The sequence below is a fragment of the Enterococcus sp. DIV1328a genome, assembly GCF_050536905.1.
Classification (GTDB): Bacteria; Bacillota; Bacilli; order Lactobacillales; family Enterococcaceae; genus Enterococcus; species Enterococcus faecalis.
In genome coordinates, this window is record NZ_CP172912.1 from 1,676,833 (window position 1) to 1,703,156 (window position 26,324).

31 protein-coding genes and 1 tRNA gene are annotated in these 26,324 nt (G+C 35.8%); all 32 read right to left on the reverse strand.

What is annotated here, in order from left to right:
* Positions 1 to 34 precede the first annotated feature (34 nt).
* The 32 genes from IGL93_RS08115 to IGL93_RS08270 all read right to left on the reverse strand — a co-directional run bounded on the left by IGL93_RS08115 (position 35) and on the right by IGL93_RS08270 (position 26,300).
* Positions 35 to 1,222 (reverse strand): acetate/propionate family kinase, encoded by a 1,188-nt coding sequence (locus IGL93_RS08115; RefSeq protein WP_002357064.1) that lies wholly within the window; start codon positions 1,220 to 1,222, stop codon positions 35 to 37.
* A 24-nt stretch (positions 1,223 to 1,246) separates the two neighbouring features.
* Positions 1,247 to 2,254, reverse strand: a complete 1,008-nt coding sequence (locus IGL93_RS08120) for a class I SAM-dependent methyltransferase (protein WP_002425943.1) — start codon at positions 2,252 to 2,254, stop codon at positions 1,247 to 1,249.
* Positions 2,255 to 2,382: 128 nt separating this feature from the next.
* A complete protein-coding gene (comGG, locus tag IGL93_RS08125; RefSeq protein WP_002362054.1) occupies positions 2,383 to 2,736 on the reverse strand; it encodes a competence type IV pilus minor pilin ComGG in 354 nt (117 codons plus the stop codon).
* The gene (comGF, locus tag IGL93_RS08130; protein WP_010707381.1) at positions 2,736 to 3,170 is read right to left on the reverse strand and encodes a competence type IV pilus minor pilin ComGF; all 435 of its coding nucleotides are present in this window, start codon (positions 3,168 to 3,170) and stop codon (positions 2,736 to 2,738) included. Before comGF ends, comGG begins: the two co-directional genes overlap by 1 nt.
* Complete coding sequence (locus tag IGL93_RS08135) at positions 3,160 to 3,486, reverse strand: type II secretion system protein (RefSeq protein WP_010775953.1); 327 nt, start codon at positions 3,484 to 3,486, stop codon at positions 3,160 to 3,162. Before IGL93_RS08135 ends, comGF begins: the two co-directional genes overlap by 11 nt.
* A gap of 801 nt (positions 3,487 to 4,287) precedes the next feature.
* A complete protein-coding gene (gene hemH / locus IGL93_RS08140) occupies positions 4,288 to 5,229 on the reverse strand; it encodes a ferrochelatase (protein WP_129193377.1) in 942 nt (313 codons plus the stop codon).
* 29 nt (positions 5,230 to 5,258) lie between these two features.
* Positions 5,259 to 5,332, reverse strand: a tRNA-Ile gene (locus tag IGL93_RS08145).
* Positions 5,333 to 5,944: 612 nt separating this feature from the next.
* Positions 5,945 to 6,217, reverse strand: a complete 273-nt coding sequence (locus tag IGL93_RS08150; protein WP_002378444.1) for a hypothetical protein — start codon at positions 6,215 to 6,217, stop codon at positions 5,945 to 5,947.
* Positions 6,218 to 6,288: 71 nt separating this feature from the next.
* Positions 6,289 to 6,489: a cold-shock protein gene (locus IGL93_RS08155; RefSeq protein ID WP_002357053.1), complete on the reverse strand. Its 201-nt coding sequence runs from the start codon at positions 6,487 to 6,489 to the stop codon at positions 6,289 to 6,291.
* Positions 6,490 to 7,341: 852 nt separating this feature from the next.
* Positions 7,342 to 8,601 (reverse strand): LysM peptidoglycan-binding domain-containing protein, encoded by a 1,260-nt coding sequence (locus IGL93_RS08160; RefSeq protein WP_284954752.1) that lies wholly within the window; start codon positions 8,599 to 8,601, stop codon positions 7,342 to 7,344.
* A 12-nt stretch (positions 8,602 to 8,613) separates the two neighbouring features.
* Complete coding sequence (locus IGL93_RS08165) at positions 8,614 to 8,994, reverse strand: phage holin family protein (protein WP_002378446.1); 381 nt, start codon at positions 8,992 to 8,994, stop codon at positions 8,614 to 8,616.
* A 10-nt stretch (positions 8,995 to 9,004) separates the two neighbouring features.
* Positions 9,005 to 9,127 carry an XkdX family protein gene (locus tag IGL93_RS08170; protein WP_002368228.1) on the reverse strand — a complete coding sequence of 41 codons (123 nt, stop codon included), beginning with the start codon at positions 9,125 to 9,127 and terminating at the stop codon, positions 9,005 to 9,007.
* Position 9,128: 1 nt separating this feature from the next.
* Positions 9,129 to 9,524, reverse strand: a complete 396-nt coding sequence (locus IGL93_RS08175) for a hypothetical protein (protein ID WP_002363385.1) — start codon at positions 9,522 to 9,524, stop codon at positions 9,129 to 9,131.
* Positions 9,525 to 9,542: 18 nt separating this feature from the next.
* Positions 9,543 to 9,995, reverse strand: coding sequence for a hypothetical protein (locus IGL93_RS08180; RefSeq protein ID WP_002363384.1), 453 nt, complete (start codon positions 9,993 to 9,995; stop codon positions 9,543 to 9,545).
* Positions 9,996 to 10,011: 16 nt separating this feature from the next.
* Positions 10,012 to 10,752 (reverse strand): hypothetical protein, encoded by a 741-nt coding sequence (locus tag IGL93_RS08185; RefSeq protein ID WP_002363383.1) that lies wholly within the window; start codon positions 10,750 to 10,752, stop codon positions 10,012 to 10,014.
* 5 nt (positions 10,753 to 10,757) lie between these two features.
* Positions 10,758 to 12,203, reverse strand: a complete 1,446-nt coding sequence (locus IGL93_RS08190) for a phage tail spike protein (protein ID WP_002378447.1) — start codon at positions 12,201 to 12,203, stop codon at positions 10,758 to 10,760.
* Positions 12,203 to 12,925 (reverse strand): hypothetical protein, encoded by a 723-nt coding sequence (locus tag IGL93_RS08195; RefSeq protein WP_002363380.1) that lies wholly within the window; start codon positions 12,923 to 12,925, stop codon positions 12,203 to 12,205. Before IGL93_RS08195 ends, IGL93_RS08190 begins: the two co-directional genes overlap by 1 nt.
* Positions 12,922 to 17,376 carry a phage tail tape measure protein gene (locus tag IGL93_RS08200; protein WP_002402500.1) on the reverse strand — a complete coding sequence of 1,485 codons (4,455 nt, stop codon included), beginning with the start codon at positions 17,374 to 17,376 and terminating at the stop codon, positions 12,922 to 12,924. The genes IGL93_RS08195 and IGL93_RS08200 overlap by 4 nt, the downstream gene beginning before the upstream one ends.
* Positions 17,363 to 17,668, reverse strand: a complete 306-nt coding sequence (locus tag IGL93_RS08205; RefSeq protein WP_002364305.1) for a hypothetical protein — start codon at positions 17,666 to 17,668, stop codon at positions 17,363 to 17,365. The genes IGL93_RS08200 and IGL93_RS08205 overlap by 14 nt, the downstream gene beginning before the upstream one ends.
* Before the next feature lie 68 nt (positions 17,669 to 17,736).
* On the reverse strand, positions 17,737 to 18,135 hold the full coding sequence (locus tag IGL93_RS08210; protein WP_002409775.1) for a tail assembly chaperone: 399 nt from the start codon (positions 18,133 to 18,135) through the stop codon (positions 17,737 to 17,739).
* A 62-nt stretch (positions 18,136 to 18,197) separates the two neighbouring features.
* A complete protein-coding gene (locus IGL93_RS08215) occupies positions 18,198 to 18,506 on the reverse strand; it encodes a hypothetical protein (RefSeq protein ID WP_010784736.1) in 309 nt (102 codons plus the stop codon).
* A 2-nt stretch (positions 18,507 to 18,508) separates the two neighbouring features.
* Entirely contained in the window at positions 18,509 to 19,114 is a 606-nt protein-coding gene (locus tag IGL93_RS08220) for a phage major tail protein, TP901-1 family (RefSeq protein ID WP_002364302.1), read from the reverse strand.
* A gap of 18 nt (positions 19,115 to 19,132) precedes the next feature.
* Positions 19,133 to 19,525, reverse strand: a complete 393-nt coding sequence (gp17, locus tag IGL93_RS08225; protein WP_002363373.1) for a tail completion protein gp17 — start codon at positions 19,523 to 19,525, stop codon at positions 19,133 to 19,135.
* A complete protein-coding gene (locus IGL93_RS08230; RefSeq protein ID WP_002363372.1) occupies positions 19,522 to 19,860 on the reverse strand; it encodes an HK97-gp10 family putative phage morphogenesis protein in 339 nt (112 codons plus the stop codon). Before IGL93_RS08230 ends, gp17 begins: the two co-directional genes overlap by 4 nt.
* Positions 19,857 to 20,132, reverse strand: coding sequence for a hypothetical protein (locus IGL93_RS08235; protein WP_002363371.1), 276 nt, complete (start codon positions 20,130 to 20,132; stop codon positions 19,857 to 19,859). Before IGL93_RS08235 ends, IGL93_RS08230 begins: the two co-directional genes overlap by 4 nt.
* Entirely contained in the window at positions 20,129 to 20,461 is a 333-nt protein-coding gene (locus IGL93_RS08240) for a phage head-tail connector protein (RefSeq protein WP_002363369.1), read from the reverse strand. The genes IGL93_RS08235 and IGL93_RS08240 overlap by 4 nt, the downstream gene beginning before the upstream one ends.
* A gap of 70 nt (positions 20,462 to 20,531) precedes the next feature.
* A complete protein-coding gene (locus IGL93_RS08245) occupies positions 20,532 to 21,428 on the reverse strand; it encodes a hypothetical protein (RefSeq protein WP_002363368.1) in 897 nt (298 codons plus the stop codon).
* 12 nt (positions 21,429 to 21,440) lie between these two features.
* The gene (locus IGL93_RS08250; protein ID WP_254064286.1) at positions 21,441 to 22,076 is read right to left on the reverse strand and encodes a DUF4355 domain-containing protein; all 636 of its coding nucleotides are present in this window, start codon (positions 22,074 to 22,076) and stop codon (positions 21,441 to 21,443) included.
* 122 nt (positions 22,077 to 22,198) lie between these two features.
* A complete protein-coding gene (locus tag IGL93_RS08255) occupies positions 22,199 to 23,125 on the reverse strand; it encodes a minor capsid protein (RefSeq protein WP_284954749.1) in 927 nt (308 codons plus the stop codon).
* Positions 23,118 to 24,602 (reverse strand): phage portal protein, encoded by a 1,485-nt coding sequence (locus IGL93_RS08260; RefSeq protein ID WP_010784607.1) that lies wholly within the window; start codon positions 24,600 to 24,602, stop codon positions 23,118 to 23,120. The genes IGL93_RS08255 and IGL93_RS08260 overlap by 8 nt, the downstream gene beginning before the upstream one ends.
* The gene (locus IGL93_RS08265) at positions 24,602 to 25,885 is read right to left on the reverse strand and encodes a PBSX family phage terminase large subunit (protein WP_002369892.1); all 1,284 of its coding nucleotides are present in this window, start codon (positions 25,883 to 25,885) and stop codon (positions 24,602 to 24,604) included. Before IGL93_RS08265 ends, IGL93_RS08260 begins: the two co-directional genes overlap by 1 nt.
* The gene (locus tag IGL93_RS08270; protein ID WP_002364295.1) at positions 25,866 to 26,300 is read right to left on the reverse strand and encodes a terminase small subunit; all 435 of its coding nucleotides are present in this window, start codon (positions 26,298 to 26,300) and stop codon (positions 25,866 to 25,868) included. The genes IGL93_RS08265 and IGL93_RS08270 overlap by 20 nt, the downstream gene beginning before the upstream one ends.
* Positions 26,301 to 26,324: the final 24 nt, after the last annotated feature.

The window sequence follows — 26,324 nt, forward strand, 5'->3', positions numbered from 1 at the left end:
TTGTGAGAGCGTCTCACAAGGTGTGTTCGTTTAATTATTTTAGACGTTCTACGTCACGGGCAATCATTAACTCTTCGTCAGTTGGTACTAATAGAAGCTTGATTTTTGAATCATCAGTTGAGATAACTGCTTCTTCACCGTGTACATTATTTTTGTCATCATCGATTTCACAACCAAACCAAGTCATGCCATCAATAATATCTTTACGAACGCCCACTGCATTTTCACCGATTCCAGCAGTAAAGACAATCGCATCAACGCCATTCATAACAGTGACATAGCTACCAATGTATTTACGAATACGATCGATAAAAATGTTGTATGCTGTTTGAACTTCAGGTTTATCTAGGTTTGATTGAATATCGCGCATGTCGCTTGATAAACCATTTGTTAAACCTAATAAACCAGATTTTTTGTTTAAAATATCAACCATGTCTTGTACATCAGTCAAGCCAAGTTTTGTCATTAAATAAGGCAATAGTGACGCATCAACATCCCCTGAACGAGTCCCCATTGTAACGCCAGCAAGAGGAGTGAAGCCCATTGATGTATCGACTGATTTACCACCATCAACTGCAGTGATTGAAGCACCATTTCCTAAGTGACAAGTGATAATTTTCAAGTCTTCAATTGGACGTCCTAACATTTCTGCAGCACGTTGAGAGACATAACGATGACTTGTTCCATGTGCCCCATATTTACGTGCAGCAAATTTTTCATAATATTCACGCGGTACACTATATAAATAGTTGTGTTCTGGCATTGTTGTGTGGAACGACGTATCAAAGACTGCCACGCTAATGATTTCTGGTAAGATATGTTTAAATGCTTTAATTCCCATTGCATTCGCTGGGTTGTGTAAAGGTGCTAATTCAGATAAAGCTTCAATTTTTTCTAATACTTCGTCTGTAATAACAACAGAATCTTTAAATTCTTCTCCACCAGCAACTACACGGTGACCAACACCAGTAATTTCATCATAAGAACCTAAAATGTTTAAGTCGATTAATTGGTCTAGTAACATTTTTACAGCCACTTCATGGTTATCAATATCAACAATTACTTCATATTTTTGTCCTTCACCATATTTAATTGTGAAGATAGAATCTTTTAAGCCAATACGTTCAACGATTCCTTTAGCGATCACTTCTTCATTTGGCATTTGGTATAATTGCCATTTTAAACTTGAACTACCTGCATTAATTGCAATTGTTTTAGACATAATTTTCTCCTCTTCGTTACTATTTTATTTTAAATTTGAAGCTTTCCAAGCTTCAAATTGTTTAAAGAACTCCGTTACTTTATTGATATCTTTCAAAGAGGCAAGTTTTGCTAACAAAACTTCCTTCACTTGCTCAGCATCTGCACCCTTGTTTTGAACAAGCAAGATACTTTTACGTGATTGTTCTGACTTAAACAATTCATCAGGTAACTGTATCATTCCTTGTAAATAGACATTTTTTGTCAACCAATTTTTAAAGAATTCACTTTGCTCAGTCTCTAAAATATTGGTCGGGATTAAGAATAAGCCAAACCCTGCTGGCTTCACGTATTTCATAGCTTGCTCCATTAATAAATGATGCGCATAACTATGGCCTTCCTCAGCAGCAGCAGCAAATCCCTTTGCTCGCTCATCATTTGGATAATAGCCAATCGGTAAGTCACTTAATGCTAAATCAACTGGATCCAATAACAAATCTTGCAATCCGTCTTGATGGAACAACTGAATATTAGCTTGTGACCAAGCATTGTTCACAGAAGATACTGCCAAAAGTGTTTCATCGATATCCACACCATAACCAGAAACTTTGTAACCAGCTGTTTCAAGGTTCAGCAGAACCGTTAACAGTAAATTTCCCATTCCTGAAGCAGGATCTAAAATTTTTAATGTCTCTGATTTATTTGTTAATTGTTCTACTAAATAAACAAACAAAAAGCCAATACCATCTGGCGTCAATTGATGATTTGCTTGAAGCTGCTCTTTTCTCGTTCCTTTTAACAAAAGTAATTGGGACAAGCGTCGCACATCTTCAGGAGCTAAATCAATATTTTTAATCGTATGATACAGCGTTTCTAATTGTTTCACTGTCTCTGGATTAGGTACTCCGTCAAGTACTCGTACTTGAAAATCATCTAAAATATTTTCACCATTTTCAATATACGCATCTAAAAAAGAAGTATCCAATGACTGTTGCAATAACTGGATTGCTTGTTCCATTGGCTCGAAAGCCTCTTCAATTTTTTCTGGGAACAAATTAGCACCTCTATTCTATTCAAAATGTAACAACTTCCATACCTGTTTTATTTTAACGAAAAAAGAAAGAATAATCAATGCCTTTACTGTCTTTCTTCTAAAATCTAATAATTTGTAGAAAAGCAACGCTATTCCAGCATTGTTTCCGCTTTTTTTTGATGAGAAACTCTCTCTTGATATTGGTATTTTCGACCAGATTTGTTTAATAAAACAGTTATTCTTAATTGTTCATTTTTATATGTATAATCGAGGGTTACTTGCTCGTACATGAGCTTTTCTTCTGTTTTTAACTTTCGTCTATTTTGTTTAACATCTGCAAGAAATAAATGAAGGATACTTTTCCCTGCATAGTATTCCTGGGTAGCTTGCGTAAATTTTTGTGTTAACTGACGTTCTTCTAGTAACTGAAGGGCGAGAAAACTCATCAAATAAACAAAGGCCATGGCCGTGAACAATAAGTTTCCTGAATATTTTTGCCTCATTAAAATTCTCCCTTTATCGGAAAAAAACTATCAAATGTTTTTCCAGAAGTAAAAGTAATTTCCAAAGTAAACGATTGTCCTTCATTTTTAAACTGTCCATTTTTGATACCAATTAACAGCGGTTGGTAACCTTTACCATTGACTCGCTTAATAATTTTATCTTCTTTGATTTGAATTGAAATAGTCTTGTTTGTTTCTGAGTCGAGGAAAGAAATCTCTTGAGCAGAGCCTGTTTGGAAAACGAGCTTTTGACATTCTTTTTCTAATTGAATTAAAAAAATATGCCAGGATTTCGAATCATTGTTTTTCAAATATTGATTTCCGATAAAACTTTGTTGAATCATCAACTGAAATAATTGACACATACAACTTAAAACGACTAGTGCCACTAAACACTCTAACATCGTAAAACCCGCATATTTTTTATTGACCAATCAAAATCGCTCCTCTTGAATCTGTGACTTTTAGTATCCTTCTTCCCTCGTTCTCCATCAAAGAAAATCGGTAAGTTTCTCCTTGATATATCCGCTCTTTGAAACGTAAATCACCCGTCTGCTCTAAAAATAAAATTGCTTCGTATCCTAGACGAGTGCGCGTTAATTCTTGCTCCCGTTGATAATTTTGCTGAATTAATTGTGTAATAGTCAGGGAGAATATCCCTGCTACCACACATACAATACTAAAACTAACGAGACTCTCTAATAAAATAAAACCGCTATAAATAGTTAATTTTCTTCGTATATTTGCCACTCCCCATCTGGAAATTCCGTAACAATTTAAGGAACAAAAACATCATACAATACGCATTAAATAGCTGTTTTGTCATTTTTGATAATCTAAGATATGTAAATAATACCGCAAATCTGTGGTAAATTTTGTGGTAAAAATACACGTATGAGTATTTGACATTTTATTGAGTTTAGAATACGGCTAACTGAAATAGTTTGCCTACAAGGCGACTACGAAAAAAAGACCTTATTCTTAAAAGAATGGAGGTCTTTTTTGTATTATAATAATAAGCACACCAACTGACTTTTAGGCTTTTGTTTCAATTTTGTAAGTCAATCGTTAGATATATCAATGGATAAGTAGAATATTTCATTCTATTCTCTTTTTGAGGTGAATATAATGAAAAAAATAATTAAACATTTTATGAAACCTGTTGAAATTTTTGAAACATTAGATGATGACATTGGGATGTTTTTAATCATTTCTATTTGCACAGCTCTGATCTTTACTTTCTTTAGTAAATAAAAAATGTGTTAAATAAATTCTCAGATACTTTCCGCAGTATATCAAATTAGGAAGTCAAAAATATCTCAAAAGAATTGACTTTTCATACAACGTATTTTTATGGATCATACAGAACTCGAACTGCAGTGCAAAAAAAATCAAGCTTTTTTAAGCGGCTTATTTCCTATGCTGAACTGGAGATAAGCCGTTTAATTTTTGCTTAATTCTACTATATGCTATACCAGTAAATATATTCGTGCAAAACCTGAATAAATTGTTTAATAAATTCAAACTAAAATAAAAAACTGAAACAAATTACTACAAAGAAATAATGCCCTTTACTAATTTTGCAAATTCAATATCCCCATTAAATGGATGAACATATTTGTAGAATTCCCCACCATTTTCTAAAAAATAGTTTCTGTTTTCGTGTTCCAATTCTTCTATTGTTTCTAGACAGTCTACAACAAACCCTGGTGCAACAATTAATATATTTTTAATACCTTTTGATGGTAATTTTTTCAAGGTATCATCAGTTGCTGGTTTTAACCATTCAGATGGCCCAAATTTCGATTGATAGGTTTGATAATAAGGAATATCTCCTAATTTATCCATTATTAATTTTGTTGTTTTAGTACATTCCTCCGGGTAGTTATCCCCATCTTTTACATAAGACATAGGAATTCCGTGGTATGAAAAAACGATAGCATCTATTGGACTTTCATTCAAAGCTTCATTTATTTTTTTTGAAAAGTAACCTATATACTGTGGATTATTGTAAAATGATCGAATAAATTTAATATCCACTATCCTATCACTTTTTATAAAATAATTCATAACGGAATCAAACACTGATCCTACCGTTGTCCCAGAGTATTGCGGATACATTGGTATGACATTGAGTTCTTCAATCTCTTTTGATAATAATGTATCTAGAGCAGTTTCTATACTCGGTTCACTGTATGACATTCCAATTGTAACTTCCACTTCTGGACATATATTTTTCAAATTTTCCATTTGTTTCTCAGTATATTCCAAAAGAGGAAATCCATTTTCAGTACAAATTTTTTGATAGAGTTTTGCTGATTTTTTTGGACGTATATTCAAAATAATACCGTTCAAAATCGGTTTCCAAATTATAGGATGTATTTTTATTACTCTTCTATCTGATAAAAAAGTTTTTAAATACTTCCTTACTTCCGTCTTGGAAGAATCTTTTGGTGTTCCTAAATTCACTAAGAGAATTCCTGTTCTTTTCAAAATATTTCACTACCTGTCTAATTCTATTATCGACCATGATGAATTCGAACCATCGACCGAATGGTCATGAGCCTTTTGCTCTAACCAGCTGAGCTAATGGTCCAAGTAATAACTAGCTTATTGGGGATAAAATAGTTCTTACTGGTTATAGCTTAATATATAATAATTTTACTTTACTGATTTTCAATTTTCAACAAAAAAACGACCGTCTTATTGAGAAAAGGCGGTCTGCGTAAAAAATAAGAGTTTAAATATGTATCAATATTTTACAATATCTATTTTTTTAGTTCAATATTTTTATGTAAAAAGATGCCGCCTCATTGGGGAAAGGCGGCAAGAGGTAGTAATAAAATGAAAAATAAAATTGTTTGGTAAAGATATTTTACCGCTTTCTTTTTTAAATTTCAAGTTTTCATTTTACAAAACAATTGTATTTTATTTATAATTCAAATATACAATTATAAATAAACACCTACTAAACATACACAACTTGGGGAAGTACTGTGCGTCTTCAGTAGGTGTTTTCTATATACACATGATAATTTCGTTTTAACTACTATGATAAATTCGAACAATCAACCGAATGATTACGAACCATTTGCTCTAACTAGCTAACAATTTTTAAATAAAAATAACAGATCCTTTAACACGTAAAGAATCTGTTTAGAAAAAAGAGCATGCCATAAATCCTTGTCTTAAGTTTAACACAAAGACCCTAATCTAAACTAGGGTCTTTTAATTGATACATCGATAATAGTTTCTCATAACTAATTACTGTTTTTTCTTTTTTGTTTTTTGGCTTAGAACTGTCTATAATGTTAATTACTGCTGAATTAATTAATAAAACAGCTATTATACCACTTCTAATTTCTTTTCTGTAAATAAATGATACTTTCTGTCCTTCTTCAAACTGTTTACTTTTATCTGATGGTATAACTTCTTTCCATTTTCCAAATCCCATATGATGATCTCCTTTCGTTTTCAACATTCAGAGCCTATCAATTTAATCTTATAAAAAAAACGTTCCAATTAAATTGGAACGTTTTACCAAAACCTTTATTATGCTTTAAAAATATTAACAGCTTGCATACCGCGCTGTCCTTCTTCAATATCAAAAGTTACTGCTTGTCCTTCTTCTAATGACTTAAAACCATCCGCTTGAATTGCTGAAAAATGAGCAAATACATCATTGCCATCTTCACCTGTAATAAATCCAAAACCTTTGTCTGAGTTAAACCACTTTACTGTACCGTTGTTCATATATGTTTCCTCCTTGTGCATACCCTGTATGCGATTTGTTGCAAAAAATGTTTGATAAGCAAAAGGAGAATTATAGTCTTATGTATAGCGCTCTCGTTACATGTCAAAATTGATTACTTATTTATAATACCATACTACTTCATATAAAGCAAATGAGTGTATTAAAACATGATGGATCAATACTATAAAAAGGTTATAATCCATCTACTCTAGACATGAAATATAAATATAAATATACGATACAAAAAACCCCCTTGCACAATTATGATACAAGGGGCCTGTAGTCTTTTACTACAAGTAATTGCTTTATTATTCTAGCAAATTAGTTTTGTTAATTCAACCAATAAAATTATTCACAACTTATTAACATTATTAACAAAATTGTGTTTGGCTTTAAATTAGAACTGGGATATTAAGGAATATCGCTAAAGTAGCTGTACTACAATTTTCCACTTATTTAAAAGGAAACTGTTCTCAAGTAATAGTAGCTTAGAAATAGGCTAATTCTATTTTTTATTAGGATAAATTCCGTACACATTATCCTTTTCATAAATTCAAGCTTAACCTTGTTATAAAAAAAGAAAATCGGTTATGATTAACAAGTAAAATCTAAAAAAACACCTACCGCACAGACAACTGCTTGGGGAAGTACGTGCATCTGTGGTAGGTGTTTTCTTATGTAATACAATAGCTTTAAACTAAGCTACGTATGAGTAAAATTAAAATGCTCCTACCTAAGGACTTGGCATAAGATAGGAGCACCTCTTTTCTAAATCGAAAAGAGTCATAATATGAAAAGGTGATTCTATTGTAAATGAGGTACCTCTAAATTTCAACCGATTTTGCAAAAAATCAATAGCTCAATGTTTGACCAGGATAAATCAAGTTAGGATTTGCTAATCCGTTTAATGCAGCTAAGGTTTGATAAGTCGTACCAAGCTTAGCTGCAATGCTTGATAAATTATCACCGTATTGAACTGTGTAAATGTTGCTTACTACTGATCCATTTACTTTCAAAATTTGGCCAGGGTAAATAAGATTTGGATTTGTCAATCCATTTAATGCAGCCAATGTTTGATAGTTTGTTCCGTATTGATAAGCAATGCTTGATAATGTTTCGCCGTATTGTACCACATGAGTCGCTTCTGGTAGTTTATCAGGAACAGTTGCCGCATCTGGCAATAATTCAATATCGCCTTTGCTGATCCATGACAAGATACCTTCAAGCAATACTCTGCTCTCAGTTACTTCTTGTACTATATAGCTGTTTCCTTTTACCCAATCTGGAATAGCTTCGCCTGTTGCCCAAGCATCTACATTAAATTTCACTTTGACGGTATCGCCAACTTTAACATCAGAATTAGGTATTTTTTCAATTTCTTCGCCTGCATCTGTTGCTGGCGTGTCCGTTTCTGGTTTATTGGTATCTGTATAACCACTATCCGTAATTCCTATTAAATCTACGTTACCATCTAACCCACCTGCAATATAAGTGGATGTAAATTGCCAAATACCAATGCCCTCCATACTTGGGAAATAAGCATACAATGGTTCTGGCGTTACTTCATAGCTAGGATAAGCAGCAATCCATAAAGAGTTAGGGAACTCTTTAATAATTCGCTGATAGTCCACATACTGCAACGTAAAAGGCTTGTATGAATAATACATTGGTGTATACCCTGCTTGTTTAATACGGCGCATACCGTACAGGATTGTTTCCGTATTTGCGTTTACGTCAGAACTAGCACCATACTCAAAGTCTAAAGCAACGATGGAATTTTTAGGCGTTTGAATACGTGGTAAGAAGTAATCCATTGTTGTTTTTGCAATATCCATGTTTCCCCAAGTGTCATACCAAATATAGGTATGCGCACGTTTACCTTGTGCAATAGCACTCGCTACTTGTGATTTATATGTGTATTGTTCATAAATACCGCTAGCATTGTAGCCACCAATCTGGGCAATAGCGAATTTATCATGTGCATAGCCAAAACGGCCTTGTTCGCCTTGATAAATCGCCCAGTCAACGCCTTGATCACCTTTTGCAGCGAATACATTTAAAGGAGTAACTGCTACCAACGCTACAATAATCAACGTTACAATTTTTTTCATAAAGACACCTTCCTATTTTTTATTTTTTAAATTTTTTATGAAATCTTCAAATAGCTCCGTAACTACTCCCATCTTCTGATAGTTCTCAAATATCGATTTAATTTCCATCATCAGATAGCCAACATACAGAACATATAATAGCCCCACACCAGCGCCACCAGGTACTAACGGTGCTAAGGGAATGAAAAAAAGCAGCAAGACAATACTTGCTACTTTCCTTAATATTCCGTTGATCCCTATTTTACTTTTAAACTCAATTTCTGGATTTATCTTGGCTGCGATAGTGCCGCTAATAAAATCAATAGTCATTGCAATACAAATCAACATTAAAACATATACTGCTTTATAATCTGGGTCTGCTACAAAACGCTCCAAAAAATCAAATAACGCCAAACCTACTTACCTACTTTCCGACAATTTCTTTCGCTTCTTTTTCTGTAATGCAAAGTGGGACAAACTCCATTACTTGTTCATCTGTAAAACAGCCCCAGTCATACATCATTTTAATGTCATCAAATGTAAACATTTTATTCCACTCCTTCTGCTAATTTTTCGTTAATTTCTTTTACCTGATTGGTTAATTGATTAATCGCAAGCATTGATTTTGCACTAATTTGCGCAAAATTATCTGCTTTTTTCGTTACTTCTGAAAGCTCTTTTTTTAAATTCACGTCATTAACCATGAGTTTTGAATTCAATTGTTTTAATTCCGCATTTTCGGCTTGTAATACCTCAATGTCGGTTGGTGGTGTTGGCTCTGGTTGTGGTGCATTTTCTGGATCATGAATCAATTGTGCGCCATCATAACGCCAATTCATAAAATCAAACGGTTCTTTTTTCACTTCAAGCTCAACATTATCTGGTTGTTCCATTGTAGAATAACCTTCTAAATAGCCAATTCTATTTTCAATCCAAATTTTCATAGCTAACTTTCTCCTTTCTTAAATTGCATACACCCGTGTCAATACAAAAGTTTTTGAAGCAGTATTATTATTTTTATGGCCTAAAATTTGCGTATTGCTTATATAAATATATTTGTTGTATTTTGCTCCATTCAATGTTTCTAAATGATGAACAACCGCACGACCTCCAAATTCCACTATATGCGTTTTTGGAACAAATACATAGTTCAAATCCCAATTGTCTCCTAGGCTTGTACTTGTGTTATATGGTTGATATAAAAATAACCAGCCAGAAAGACATTGATCCAATGGTAAACTCGGATTAATTGATTGATTTTCCCCCATATACCATGCTCCTGACCAAACTTTTTTACCTACATTTAAAATATTTGTTTCAGATAACTTATTTAGTAACTTTTCAAGACTATCAAAATTTTCTTCAATAGCTTCTGCTCCGTTCTCCATCCCTCGATAAATTCTGGTTAATTCCATATTCTCAACATCCTTTCTATATAATTAAATCAAACACTATGGATCGACTATTTTTTTCATCTATAAGTAAATATTTATATTCATTAATTTTTACTGGTAAAAATTCCGTTGTATAATCCAAAGGAATAGATACAATGCACTCTGAAGAATTAACATGTCTTACAGTGCTTTGAATTGATTGAGAAGCACTACCGCCAAATAACCCTGTTGGTTCTGTACCTAAAGGCAGTACACCTATACCATGTGTCCAAGTACGAACATTAACGACTGGTTGAGCTCCTAAATTGTGAACAATAGTTACATCAAAACCAACTGGAATTACAGAAGCAATAATATTTTCAAAATATTCTAGCCGTTCATCCAACGTTTTAAAATTCCCCAAACGTTCACTACTTCGAGCATCGATAACTTCGCTATCTGTTGTAGCATTTGCGATTACATCTTTAAAACGTTCCTCTAAATTGGTTTGACGTTGTTCTACTTTAGATTGGCGTTTTTCTGTATTTTCAGAAATAGCCTTTATTTTATTAAATAAAACACTGGTATACTCCATCATACGAGCTAAAGATTCTCGAACATGTCGTCGATACATCTTTGTTCGAATCCACAAAGCGAACGTTTGAGAAATAGGATCAATCACACCGTTTTTTATTTCATCTTGCACCTCATCAACATCGGTCGGGTCTTGATAATCAACTGTTGTATTTGGTTCATTTGTTGGTCGAGTATCCTTAAATTCTTGTGCCAACCGTCTCACCTCTCTTATTTTTCTAATTTCTCTACGCGCTTAATTAAATCGTCTAACGCCTTTTTCATCTCAGTTTGAGCAGTACCTACAGATTCGACTGTATTTGTTAAATCACTTGCTAATTGTTTAAAGGCTTCCGTCGATTCTGTCACGGTTGTTGATAATTCACTGGTTAAGTCTTCCAAAGAACTAACTTTACTACTTTGAACAGATAAATCATTGTCAAATTCTTCCTGTCTTTTTATCAACTCTGATATGTTTTGAACTCCTGCCGTCGCAAATTTTTTTACGTTTACTAAATTGGATTGAATAGCTTTTATTTCGTTTTGATAATCGGTCAGTTTTTTCTTTTTCGAACCAATAGTCAAAGTAACCTTTTGCGGTTCTAAAATACTAAATTTTTTCTCAATCACTTGTAATCGTTCTACAGCATATATAAATTGATTATCTACTTTATAACTGTTTCCTAAAGTGATTAATTCATACCGTTTATCCAATAGCCCTAACTCAATGGCTTCAACTGTCCAAGTTACCAGCATCAAGCTTTGGTCTTTTAGCCATTGCAACCCTCGACGTTTTAAAATTGATGGGTCTTTGACATTTGAAAATTCTACAATGCCCGTGTTTAATCCAAATTTTTTGATTAACGCTTCATCATCAAGGTAATTCTTACCGCCATTTACTTTTTCGATGGTGTATTTAGGTCGTGAAAAATCTGTTCCCACTTCAATATCAGTATTTGACGTATCTTCAATATCTTGACCGACGGGCACAATCCTTGTAAACAATTCAGAAATATCAATATCTCGAGTAGCACTTTTTAGATTTTTGGTTAACTGTAAAGGAGTTTCACTGTTCACACCATAATTAGATAGATAATCTAAATAATTTATATTTCCAACGCGTCGAAGTGTTAACGTACCGCCCAGCCTATCCAACAATTTTTCTTTAATGGTATCAGCTGTACTTTGATAGCCTAATCCTCTTAGCAAGTCCCCATTATCTACAACATTCACTTCACCAAGCCGAAACTGCTTATGCGCTTCAACTTGTTTATTGTGTGCATCGAGTATTTTTTGTAAATAAGCAGATACAGTCATCCGTGTTGGTTTCATATAGGTTTGAACAGAATCATATAAAAAAGCTTTCTCATCCTCCGCTAAAAGAGTTTGAGAAAAGCTTCCTGATGCTTCCATTTTATTCGTGATTTTAGCAACTCTACCATAAAAAATTTCTTTATTTCTTGTAACATCCAGAATCTGGATAAAGTGAATAATCGGCTCAATCTTTTGATAGTATTTATTGTTAATATTAAAGGTAAATTCAAAAGTAGAAATTCCTAATCCGTTAAGCGATAAATATACTTCACTATCTTTGATTTTCTCACCATAGCTATATGGCTCATGAACAATCTTTGGATTCTTTCTGTTCGGATTATCAAACAATAATACTCGATACATTAGACCATCACCTCACTAGACATAAAGAAAGAGATATGACCTTCGCCATAAATAGTTAAGTGGTTGGTCCCTCTTTTTAATTTAAAGAAATAATCTTGCGATTCGCCTTTCGGAACTTTTATTGTTGTTCCGTCATCAGTAGTTAATTGCATTGTAGACGTTGCCTTTATTGTTGGACTAGAAGCATTCGCTCCCATATTGATAAGAAAAATTTCTCTTTTTCCGTGAATATAGTAGCCTGTCCAATTGTCGGCGCTATCGTCTGTGAAATAGTCCTCGTCAAAGACATCGGAATAAGAAATATTTTCCCTTAAAGCAAAAGGATACACGTCAAATTCTACGGTTAACGTTAATGAATTACTTGACGAGTCATCTTCTGCTTTCACACTTTTGCATTTTCCATACCAGCGAAGCCCTGAACGTAACCAAGAATCATCAATGTAATCAATTCCATCCATCATCAACTCTTCTTTTACTTTCGCCTCTAATGCCTTTCGTTCTTCGTATGGCGTATTAGGTCGCCAAAAAGTAACAGTGACAATGCGATTACTAAAAATTCGTTCTCCTGTAAGCATGGAAAAATCATACTGACCTTGCATGAAAGGGATCTGTTCAATAATTTCCACTTCTTCCGCTGAAGGAGCATCGTGTTCAATAATGTAGAAACCATGTTCTTTGCTATTAAAACGACCTTTGGCCATATATTCTACAATTTCAATCAACTACGATACCTCCCATCTTGCTTTTGTTGTTCTGCTAAATTAAGATTCATTGGGCTACCTAGCGCTCCCACTACTTGGCCAGTATCCATCACGACAGTTAAATGTCGTATTTCTTCTAAAATTTCTACCATTTTTCCCATTGGCGTATTATCTATAGAGTGTTTTACCTCAATTGCATTTGAACGTTTCATCAAACGGCTACCCGTAATAGATTGATGAATACTTGAAATCATATCTTTTGCACTTTGTACGGCAACCGACGTATCTTCTCGAATACCTGCAGCTACACCTTGTGCAAGGAAAACACCAACATCATATTTCAATAGGCGTGATGGTGATTTAATTTTTGCTTTTTTCTGTGCTTCTGCATTAACGGCGGCTACTAAATTTTGCATAGCAGCCACTGCTTCGCCCTGACTTGCACGAATACCAGAAGCAACACCTCTAGCCATATTTGAACCTACAGGGCTCATATCTACAGAACCTGCACCCTGACTTACCGCATTTCCTAAAGACCTTCCAGCATTATTTGCAGGGGGTAACTGAGTTAAATATCCTTGAATTGTTGCCGCACCTAGCTGACTTCCAGAATTCTTCGCATTTCCTTTTTCAGAATTCGTTCCAGCATTTGTCTGTTGAGCATTGCTTTTACCAGCATTTTTATGTTCATTACTTTTACTTCTTGTTCCAGAAGCAGCTGCACTACTATTATCAGCGGCAGCTTTCTTAGAATTAGATTTTTGCGAAGATTGACCACTATTCATCGAAGACATCAATTCTTTACCAACATTATTAAGTTGTGTTTTTCCAGAGTTTAATCCATCAATTAACTGGTTTTTCCCGTCTTGACCATTTCTAAATAAGTCAGGAGGCAACGCTTGTAAAGTATTCACAATGTCAGCTCTTGACATATTCGCCCACTTCGTTGGATCATTACTTTGCAATCCCTGAACCAGTCCGTTAGAGCCATCAATCCCTCGTTGACGTAGCATTCCTGCCAATAAAGCCATTTGTTGGTCAATGCTAGCACCATTATTTACATAAGATTGATAAATGCCTAAAAGCTGTTGGTCTGTAACGCCTTTAAGTTGTGCTAAATTATCAGCTGTCACTGCAATTTTATTTGCACCATTTTGTGAAATAATCGATAGAAGTTGAGCTCCTTGCTCTAATTCACTTTGTCGTATTTGAGCATTTTGCGTTTGTAATTGTGTAATTTGATTTTGGAAAGCTGCTTTTTCAGATTCTGTTTTTGCTTGGTTCTTTTGTGTTTCTAGTTGCTGAATTTGGGCGTTATTTTCTTGCACTTGTTGCGCTTGAATTTCCCCAAGCGTTCGCAAGCTTGTCAAAGTTTGTTCTTTTTCTTGCTCGCTTAATGCTTGTTTATTAGCCAACTTATTCATACCAGCCTCAACAAATTGTTGGTTCTGTTGTAATAATTGATCACGAATAATATTCGTTTGATTTTGCAAAGTAGCTCTTTGCTGTTCTGTCAATTCTTGACCCTCTACTGTTTTATTATTCTTCAATTGGTTAGAATAATCAGTATATACCTTCAATAAATCACTATTATTCGTTTGAACAGCTTTCATATACTGGCTTGAAGCATTGGCAAAAATCTTTTGCTTCTCTGCTTCTGATTTTCCTTCTGCCGCTTCAATTTGCTTGTTATAGGTTTCAACAGCCTTTTTCTGTTGTTCCTTTAAATTCGTAACTAAATCAAGTGTATTCTTGAAATAAGTTTCTACGCCAGCCGTACTACCATTTTGCTGTGAGAAAAGTTCAGTCATTGCCTGTTTAGCTTCATCAAGTTTTGAAGAATAATTTTCAACACTTGAAGAGGCTTCTTCCATATTTAACGAAATTGCTTTAGTAGTGTCTTTGGACTTTTTACCTAATTCTTCGGTGCTTTTAGCAGCTTTTTTTAAGGCAGAATCAGAAAACATTGTATCCCAATCTTTTTCAATATCAGATAAGCTTTTCTTCATATCTTTAAATGCTTTATCAGCACCTTTAGAATCGCCTTTTAATCGTTTCCAAAGTCCTTTTACACCGTTTGAAATTGCCATTATTGCATTTACTACCGTTTTTCCTACAGTAACGATAGTACGTAAGCCATCTACAAAACCTGCTATTGCAAAAGTGACACCAACAATTGCGCCAGTACCTAACCATTTAAATGTATTTCCTAATCCTTTTATTGTTTTAGTAACACTCGCAGAGCTAGGAAGTACACTTTTAAACGATTTTACTATTCCGCTAAAAGCAGTTTTCACGTAGCCTTGAATGTTCATAAAATTGGATTTCCAAGCTTGCACTACACCAACTATCGTAGCGGTTATTGCTACTAAAATTGCTGTTATGGGATTGCTCAACATAGCTCCTGTTAAACTAGCTATAGATCGTATACCCGTTACCGCAAATGTTCTAAAACCTCCACCTGCTTTTGAGGTGGCTACGCCAAGCCCTGATAAAACCGTTCCCGATTTGCCAGCTGCAGAGGATAGGTTTCTTAGCGACCCTACAGGATTAATAACAACAGAGGCAAATTTCGCTAATTTGCTGTTAGATAATTGTAAAGAAGCAGAAAAAGAACGGAAAAAGTTAGTAACTTTATTCCCTTCCCCTAGCATATTTAGCTGTCTTTGACTTGCTCGTAGATTTGCTCTAAATGTATCTAGCGTAGGAAAAAGACCTGAAATAGTCTCTCCTAACGTGGTAAATCTTGTTAATACATTTACATTAACTCCTGCGCTTTCAAGCCCTGCTAGATTTGATTTATATTTAGAAACAAACCCTTTTACAGCTTGTAATGCACTACCAGAGCCATTAACAATAGGTTTAGTAATAAATTGCTGCCACTTGCTATCAATATTCCCTGCGGTTTCAAACATTGTCGAAATCGTTTTGCCGAAAAATCTTGTCATTTTCCCAAAAACTTTTAACACAGGGCCAGCAGAAGCGGCTAACGCAGCCATTTTCAAAATGAACTCTTGCGTTTTTGGATCAGCTGATGCAAAAGCTTCTGCCATATTTGCTAAAGCTTCAATCATAGGCTTAGCAGCACTTATCGCGCTATTTAATGCGGCTACTAATGGACCGCCAAACGTAATTGCTACATCATTTAATTGACCACGTAAAATCTTTAACTGTGATTCTGTAGTTCCGTATCGTTTACCAGCTTCTTCTGCTAGAGCTGTATTTTCGTTAAACGCTTCGTTACCTCGTTTTACAGCCCCTTCAAAGACATCACTTGCATTGGCTGCACGTAATAAACTATCACGTAATCTAACTTCTGTAATTCCCATATCGTCGAGCACTTTAATAGCTGATATTCCGTGTTTTTCCGAGTCTTTTAAGCCCTGGATAAATTCAATTAGTGCTTGAGATGGATTGCTTTTGAATAATTGTGCAAACTCTTCACTAGTTCGACCTGTTACATTTGCAAAATCTTCCAGACTACCTGATGCTTTGCTAGCTTCTTTATACATTTTCTTTAATTCTGAGGTAGGTATTCCCATTTGCTTAGAAACTGCCGTCAGTTCTTTTCCACCCCAGTTTACAGCATGCACAAAAGATTCCCAAGACACGCCTTGCTCTGCTACTGCTTGTTTCAGAGGCGCAAAAGCTTCAACTCCTGTTTCAGTTGCTAATTGCATTTGTACCATTAATCTAGAGAATGCCGATCCGCCCGCTTCGGCTTCTATACCAACAGATGATAACGCCGCCGCAAAACCTACAATGTCTCCTTCGGTCATGCCAATTTGTTTTCCTGCACCTGCTAAACGTAAGCCCATCTCTGTAATCTCTGATTCGGTAGTCGCTAAATTATTACCTAAGTCAACTATCGCTGAACCAAGATTGCTAAATTTATCTTGTGACATTTGCGTAATGTTAGCAAAACGAGCTAGGGATGTAGCCGCTGTATCTGCAGACATATTTGTTGATTCGCCCATATCGATCATTGTTTTAGTAAATCCGACAACTTTATCAGTTTTTATTCCTAACTGTCCAGCTGCTTCTGCTACTTTTGCAATTTCTTCATGACTAGTGGGTAATTCTTTTGCTAAATCTCTAAGGCCTTTTTCTAAATCATCATAAGAATAAATGACTTTACCGTTAGAATCGACCATCTCATCGTTGGTCTTTTTAACTCCAGTAAAGGAACTTTCCCATTTTACCGCTGCGGTTGTTACTGCGCCAACGGCACCCGCAATTGGGAGTGTAATACCTTTAGTCATCGAACCGCCGACTTTTTCAATGCTTTGGCCGATACTTGCGGTTTTATCACCGAAACTTTTCATCGCACCATTCACTGTATTCAAATTACTAGGAATATCAGAAGCATTTGAATTAAGTTTTTTTAGCGAAGACACAGCGCCATTCATCGCACTGGTAAAATTGTTATCACGTGCTGTAAGTATAGCTGTTACCGTTTTACTTTGTGTCACGTTGTTTCCTCCTTTCCTCAACAATTTTTCTTGCTTGTTCTAATCGACGAGCGTTTTCTTCTAGCTCACTTAGCTTTTCCACTTCTCGTTGCGAGATTTCCCCTCGCACATCGCGTTCAAGCTTTTCAAAGTCATAGACATCTTTCACTTCGTTAAAAATATAGCGTTGCCCTTTTTCATCTGGTGTTGTAAAAATACGTGTAGCTAACGCGTTAACGTATAGTTTCCTTTCTTCGTTAATTGCACGTAAATTTACAGCTTTTATCCGTAAATTAAATTCATAAGGAGTCATACGCTCAATTTCTTTTAAAGTGATATTGGGGAAATGTTGAAAACAAGTGACAACTATTTCGTCATAATCTAGGCTGTCGTTTCTTGTTGATTGGCTTGTATCTGTTCCATGTAAGCCATGATTTTTTTGATTGCTTCTAGTGATTTTTTCGTCCGAAGAGCCGTTAACGGTGCTTGCTCCAAGAAAGAGATAAAATTTTCAAACAACGTTAAAGCCTCTTCCGACGTTTCTAAGTAGTCGTCAATTTCTTTCGTTGTTAAGTCATCATAAGTAATTAACGCTGCGTGCATTAATTTTTGAAAGGCAAAAGCGTCGCCATCTTGTAACCCACCAACCAATTGAACGAAGCCGTCTACTTCTTCAACGTCAGGTTTTAATGCGTTAATTTCGTTTAAAAATTTAAAACCGAAAATCAAAGGATATTTTTTTCCGTTAATTGTTGCGACAGGTTTTACGTTTGTTGACATGTAAAATTCCTCCTAAAAAAGCGACAATGCCTTCACATTGCCGCCTACTTCCTGATTTTTAATTATGGTACTAATGCTAATAATTCTGTTTTCGTTGTTTTTCCTGTAAAATCAATACCGTGAGCGGTTAACCATTCTTTGATTTCAGGAATAGTATTTGCTTCTGTTGGTTTATTTTCCAAAGAGCGCCCCGCCAATACGGTAAAAGCTGGAATAGCTACTTTTTCAGATTCTTTTTCATCTTGCACACGTACAATATGGTACGTTCCTGCTGCTACTTTTGCTCCTGCATCAAGTCCTGTAATAGTTAATGGACTTGCTCCTTCAACTACTTTTTCACTACCTTTGTAAATACGATAAGTAATTGCCATGATTATTCTTCCTCCTTCACTTTTACAACGGCGCCATCTGATGTCGGCGTTACACTTTCAACTTTAGGTACTTCAATTGTTTTTGGTGTGTATTTTTCTACAGGCTCTTCTGGTTCCGCACCAGCCACTGTGTCGTAGAAGAAAGCACGCGCAAGTTCTTCATTTTCGGCGTCAACCGTTGCCCAACCTTCTACTAGGTCACCATTTAAAACTAGAGTTGGTTTAATACTTGAATTAGAATCGGACTCGGCAGAATCTCCGAATGAATCCAACAAGCCTGTGCCAAATTCCGCTTCGTATTTTCCTGTTTTTGGGTCTTTTTTATCAAAATTAATGCGCCATACATCAATTTCTAGCCCGTTACGATACGCATATTTCAACATGTTGTAAGTTTCTGTGCCTGTCCGTAAAAATTCCATTTCGATGGAAGCTGACGGCATTCCTGATGTAGGAACATTCCCGTCTTTTGTTGATTGTGTATCTGTTTTTGTTTCTGACTTATATTCGTGTGAAATTTCTAAAGCTAATAACTTCGCTGCTGTTGTCGCACGTTCACGTGTTAGTCGAAACATTAACTTAATTTTTTTACCTTGAATTGCTTTTTCCATTTCGAGTTTCCTTCTTTCTTATTCAAATTCTAACGTGATGTCAAGTACACCGTGTGCAAGGCTCGTACCAAAATTGGTTGTATTTTCATAAATTACTTCTGTGCTACTTTCTGTCACTAACCAATTAAAGTTCTTAGTCTGATGCAATTCATGAACGATTTTTCGCACATCGGCTAATACTTGATTTAATTCTCGACGTTTGTCGTCATGATCATAAACATGAATCATAATATTTGTTGAACCTAACGTTCTTGTTTTTGTTTGTCTATCCTTAGACCATTGTTCACCTAAGAAAACAAACGGGTAAGAAGCGTCGTCATCTGGCAAATGCCCATAGGTTTCATAGCCTGTTTGCTCCAAAGTGACAAATAACGCTTCGTAAAGTTCTGAATACGGGTCTTTAAAGGTCATTTTACTAACGCCTCCATATTATCAAGAAATCTTTTAGCTGCTGCTGTATGCCCTTTTTTCATATAGAAACGTCCGTACATATAACGCGTTCCATATTCTACATATGCTGAATAGTCAGCCATCGCTTCAACTTCGCCAGTCATTCCGTCATCTTTAATAGAAGGTGTCTCACTTCGTTTTAAGTATCCACTTCTGACTGGTGTTTCTTCTGCAATTTGATTTGCCATATAAGCAGTATCATTTTTGACGACCTCTTTTACATCGTCTAGCTTTTTCGCTTCTTCAATCGCTTCGATTAAATCATCCAATCCTGAAATATCTACTCGGTAAGTCATCGATATTCGCTTCCATAAACCGAAGTTCCTTTGCTAACACGCAAATTTTTAACAACGGTAAATTTTCGATTTTTTTGTTCTTCTTCGTCGTAGTATTCAAGAAATCCTGAACGAATAGCTAGGCGGTCTCTAAAACGAAAAATGACCATCTGCTCCTTTATGTTAGGGAAAATGGTCATTTGTTTTTCCGTTCCGACTTCGGTTACATTACCTATCAGTTTTTCCGAAATTAGCACGTGTTTTTTGTTGTAGTAATCAATACATGTTCTCATAAAAAGGACACCTTCCTTTTACGAATCAAGCCTTGTTCTTCAAGATAATCGTTAATCTCATCTTGAAATTCCCCGAAGTCATCCAAATTATAAGAGATTGTTTCTTCTGATTGAGAGTGTTGTTCCATGCCTTCAAAACCTAAACGGTTATATCGTTTCACTACAATTGACGGAACAATATAGTCCAATTTTTCTGGTATTTTATCAGCTTTCAATTTTACTCGCAGCTGTTTTTCAGTAATGTCCCAGATTTTGATAATTTTTGCCTTATCTTTTTCGTAGGTATCCTCTGAAATATCCAGTAGTACGCGATAATCTGAAAGAGTCATTTTTTCACCTACTCTGCTTCAACAACTGCCCCATCTGCCGTTGGTGTTACCTTTTTAACGGTCGGGGCGCTTACTTTGAATCGTAAGAAACGTAAATGGCAGGACGAGCTTTTTCAGTTACGATAGCATCATAATAGTTTAATCCTTTGATGGTATCTCTGTAGCCGTCACGGTCTTGTGAAGCTGGAATTAGATCAATAGAGTTGTATTTTTCAACTGGCGAACAAACCATCAAAGGCACAAGAATATAATTAATTTTCTTCGTAGAATCTACCTGTAAACGAGATTTTGCAACTTTTTGAATAATAGTATCGGAACCGTCTAACTGCGCAACTTTACGGTTAATACCTGAAATTTGTTGCTCGTTCGTAGTAAATGTTTTTGAAACACCTTTTGCATTTTTTAATGCTGAATAGTAGTCAGTGGATGCAAACATAATAAACGGACCGACAATTTCTGCATCTGTCATATACGCTTCTGCTGCGTCATAAGAAGCTAAAGAGTTTTCTGTAGTAATGGTTTCTTTTACCGTTTTTCCAACGTATTTTCCTTCGCTATCATCATCCGCAGCCTCAGCAAATGCCGCTTCTAATAAGCGTTGTACAGCAGTTCGATCTTTTTCAGGAATCGCAATTAAACGAGTATGCTCTTCCACAAGCGCTTGAACTTCGTAGGAAGCATTTTCTGATTGATCTAATGTGTCTAAGTCATAACCAAACCAACGCTCTTTCTCTAGTTTAAACGTTTCTTTTGCCACATCAATTTTAGAACGTTTATTGTCTTCGTTACGTTTATAATCACTAGCAGTAAAACCTTTCATTTTGTTGATGCGGACTTCTTTTGCGCCTACAAAATCCGCTTCAGTTACTGCAGCAGCTCCACCTTTCAATAAATCCCAAACCTGAGAGCCTGCGGCAAATTCTTTGTCAATTGCTTTTAAATCTTTGCTATCTAAAATAACTGGCATAATTTTCATCTCCTATTTCTTTTCTAAATTTTTAGTCAAATTGCTGCGCCAATCGGTCTCTTTTGTTGCTGTAGCAACGTTTACAGTTTGACCTTTCAGCAATTCTTTTTGGATACCATCTCTAGCTTTTGAAATAATTTGTTTTAATTCATCTACAGCTTTCTTTGTATCCTCGTCCGTATCTTTCACAAGCAATAAATCGGCTTGTGCAGCACTTACGTAGTCGGAAAGACCATTCTCGGATAAATCATTACGAACAGATTCGGCACGCGTTAAACGGTCGAGGCGGGCTTGGGCTTCCATTTCTCGTTTTTCCGCTAGTGCTTCTTTGTCAGCGGCTTCTTGTTCTTTCGCCTTAACACGTTCTTCCGCAGTCATTTGCTCGTAAGATTTTTGCTTTTCCCAATCAGATTTTGCTTGCTCCACTGCTTTCTTAGTTTCTGCTGCAATCATTTTTGATACATCTTCACGGGTAAAAGTCTTTCCAGTTTCTTTTCCGTCTGGATTTTCATTTTTGGGATTTTGAGAATTCTTTGTCGATAAATTCCCAGATTCGTTTGAATTGTCAGAGTTTGGCTCATCAGAATTTGGCTCATCTGCAAAAAATTGTAAATCCATCGGTAATAATAAGTGTTTTTCTTCGTTCATGTTAAAACCTCCAACCATTACGTGGCTAATCGAAATTAATAGGTTACGCCTATCAATCGAAACAGCTTTCTCTTTAACGCCTGTAAGCAGTAAGAAGGCAAATAAAAAAAGCCTAACTTTCGCTAGAACTTTTTGTCTTTATAAGCAGGTGCAGTACTACACCGACACCAGTTGTGAATGGGACTTGCGTTGATTCCTGGACTCATTTCAGAAACCTTATGTGGATTTGCACTTGCTATTCCTACACAAATAGGACAAGCGCTTGGTTCTACAATTAGGTTGTATTCTTCATACCCATATTTTTCGTAGCTTTGCTTTTGTACTTCACTTTGTATTCTTGCGGATTCACTAATCATTAGTCGACGTGCGACATAATCAGCCGTTTCCTTTCCTCGCAAGCTGTCAATCACAACTAATTTGCGTAATTCCCTAGCTAGAATATCTGGATGCTTACCTGCTACTAACCCAACTGTTAATAAGCGATCGATACTCGCTTTCAAAACATCTTGGTTTGCCCACAAACGTTGAGAAAATGTCGTGTTATGAAACGCCCCCTCAATAATCGCTTTAGCAAACAATCGATAAGTTTCTTCGGAAAGAACAGACTCGCCTAATATCCCCGCTTGTCGTACAAACTCCGCTACAGATTCCTCTGTTAACATTGCTGTAAAATAGGTCTGTAGCTGATTAGTGTTGTCTGTTAAATACAAACCTATTTTCGATTTTAAAAGCTCTAAACGATTAACCTTCATCGTTAAATTGTATAACCTTAATTGCTCGTTAGCTTCTTTTGAAAAATCTCTTGTTTGTACATAACGTTTCGCTTTTTCCGCGAAAATTTGTACGTCATGTTTACTTGCACGTCGTTTCGCTTCATCAATGCTAATCTTCTCTTTCCCTGCATAAGCGACGTAAAACTGTTGAATTTCTGCTTCTATCGTTTTCCATAACTGTAAATACCGTCTATGAATTTCTTGTTCGTAATTCACATGTCGTTTCAGCATTTCTTCGATATGTTTTGCTTCTCGTTCCGCCCAATAATTACTCATGTTCTTCGGTCACTTCTTCCGTATTTCGAGTAAATTTACCGAAATCAACTTGTGGATTTAAACGTTCTTCCGTTTCTTCGTCCTTTATACGTTCCATTTCTTGAGTTACGTCAGGAACAATCGATAATACGCCTAATTGCGTTTCTCTTGAAACAATCCCTTCAAGTTTTTGTGCAGTTTCCGCTTCGTCTTTAATATTGCGCGGAATATTAAAGTCAAAAGTGTATTCTAAATTAAACCATTCCTTAGCTTTATTAGCAGGTACATTCGTAGGCAATGAAAAAATCATTTTGTACATTTGCGCATATGCTTTTTTAAACTTCCTAGCTTTCGCTTGTGCTAAATTCCTAGGATTTTGCATTTTAAATTCTAGCGAAATCCCAGAAGCGTTATTGCTAAAACTTTCATCGTTTGCATTATAAGTCATAGACATTTGATAAATTAACCGCTCTAATCGGTCTAATAGATTTTCTTGTGTTGTATCTGAACTAGGTTTATCTAAAAAATTAATATCTACCGATTCGCCTTCATTTAAAGGCTCGGCGCTGTTAATCACTCGGTTATCACGTAAATAGGAAGCGACGTTTTCGTCAGCTAAATCTACCCCTATCATTTTTAAGTAGGCATCCGCAAAATAACTCACGTCGTTCGCTTTTTCTGATAGAGCTTCATTGTAATTATTAATCAGCGACCACACAGACTCAATGCGTCCTTGTCGTTCGTCATTTTCCATAAACTCAATCATAGGCACTTCACCGTACGGATTAGCGATTGCCTCTTTTCCACCTAATAAATAAGACAAGGCTTTCTGAAAAACGGTTGGTCCTCTCTTAGTTTCCAATCGTTTAGAAGTCTTGTCTTGTGTAAAAATAAACGTTTCTGTGCTATTTTGTGGATAAACAGTTGCTGTTAGCTCGTCCTTTGTCATTTTGTTGTAAAGAACCGCAAACATAGGCGCTTTTAATAAGTCATCTGCGTAAACAATGAATCCTTGCGTAGGTTTTAAATAAGTCACGCACGTTTCTGCTTCTTCGTTTTGATATAAAAGCTTATAAGCATGCCCATAAATAGCAGTTAGCTTAGAAAGCTCTGCATCGTTGTCTTCTTCCTCATTTCGTTTACGGAAATTTTGAACAAATTCTTTTACCTCACCATCTGGATGAGTAATCTTTGTTGGTTTACCGTTAAAGAAAGCTGCAGAACTATCTACAACATAACGGGCAAAGTTGACTGCAATTCGATGGTCAGGTTTTCCAATTCCTTTATTTTTTTGATAATAAATATCATGTTGACCGTTGTAGAGCTTTTCTAATTCTTCGTAAAACCCAATTAATTTCCGATGCTTATTGATGTATTTATCCACCAAGCGTTCGTCAATCTTTGCGTTTTTATCACAATAAAAGACACGATTTCCTAAAAGGTCAACGAATTCACGTATTTTACTTTCAGTATTTGGTCTACTTACTTTTTCTGTCATTAAATAACCCCCTTCACGCTCTGTAGCTTAATTCCTCGTGCTTTTTTACTACGATGTTCTACTGCGTATCGTAAAGCATCTATCACGTGATTATAGCTATCAATAGGTTCATTGGTATACTCCCCTGTTTTCTTGTCTTTAGCCCATGTGTAGTTTTCTAATTCCTCAATCAGTTTTACGCAACGATCGTCTACGATTAGCTCATATTGCAATAAAAAAGAAAGCCCCTGTCGTATTGAATCAGGGCCTTTCTTAGCTGCACGTATTCTAGTAATTCCGTTCTTCTTGATTTCTGCAATAGATTTCTTTTCAGCTGAATCTGCAGTGATAACTTCTTTTGCATAGCCTAAATCTTTAATAACCGTTGAGATTTCATCATTCAGCAAGCCTTTTTTGACGTATTCTTCAAGAACATAAATACGTTTGTTCTTCTCGTCTACCTTTGCATGCACAAAAGCGGAAGGGTCGTTTACATACCCAAAGTCTAAGCCAAAATCTGAATCAATCTGTCTTAACAGTTCGTCGTGCTTGTCTAATCGTTTTCTCTGATAGTTTGGAAATACAAGTTTATCTAGCGTAGCAAATTCTCCTAAAGCATATATGCGATAATACGCTGGGTTTCGTTTGGCTAAATCCTCAATCACCTTTTTATTTTCACTATCAAGAAACCGATTGTCTTTATAGGTGCTGTGATAAATACCCGTTCTTCGTTGATCGACTTCTGCTTCCTCATCAAAGAAAGATTTATATACCCAGTTCAGTTTAGAAACTGGGTTAAACATTAAAAAGATTTGACGTTTCACATGCTTACGTTCACGTAAACGCAAAGTAAGCTGTGTATAATCTTCTAGTGTAAATTCTGTTGCTTCTTCCATCACGACGTCAGACAGCCCTTTGATGGATTTTATTTTCTCTGGGTCATCCATTCCCTTGAAAAGAAACTCTGCGCCGTTTGGTAACGTGATTCTAAAATCAGTGTTATTTACTTTACACTTGTCTAGCAGTCCCCAATCAGAAAGACACGCTTTCACATCCTCGAAAATAGAGTCTTTTAAGCTACGCCCTACTTTTCTTGTAAATAAAATCTTTCTTGGTTTCTTCCATCTTTGACATGCTTTAAAAACAACCTTTTGAACGACACCGTGACTTTTGCCAGATGAAGCGCCGCCCCAATAAACCTCGGTGAATTTAGAATAATCCACCAATCGATCATAAAACGATTTGTTAAAAACTCTTGACGGGAAGTTAAACTCTAAAACGATATTACGTTTCTTCGTCTGCATCCCACTCACCAACCTTAATCACAATATCGCCCGTTTGTAAATCGACTTTATCAGTGAACAGCGCATGACGTTTACCAAGAAGCTCGGCTGCTTTTAAACGGTCTTTTGCGCCCACATCGATGTCTACAACGGCTTGTGCGCCTTCGCCTACACCAATTAGCGTTGCTTCTTTGTACTCGCCACGCATAACAGCTGTTAGGTACTCTAGCACCTCTTGGGCATCGGCTGTTCGTTCGTTTTTCAGTTCTGCGAGGCGTTCGTCTATATAAGCTCTGAGGTCAGGTTTAGTCAAGTTTTCCTGTCCTATCTGCTTTGCAGTCTTTTCGCTATATCCCGCTCTGATAGCAGCCTCTTTGGCATTTCCTGTCTCGATGTAAAAGTCACAAAATCGTTTCTGTTTCTCGGTCATTCGCATGTTATTCACCGCCTTTCTGTCTAA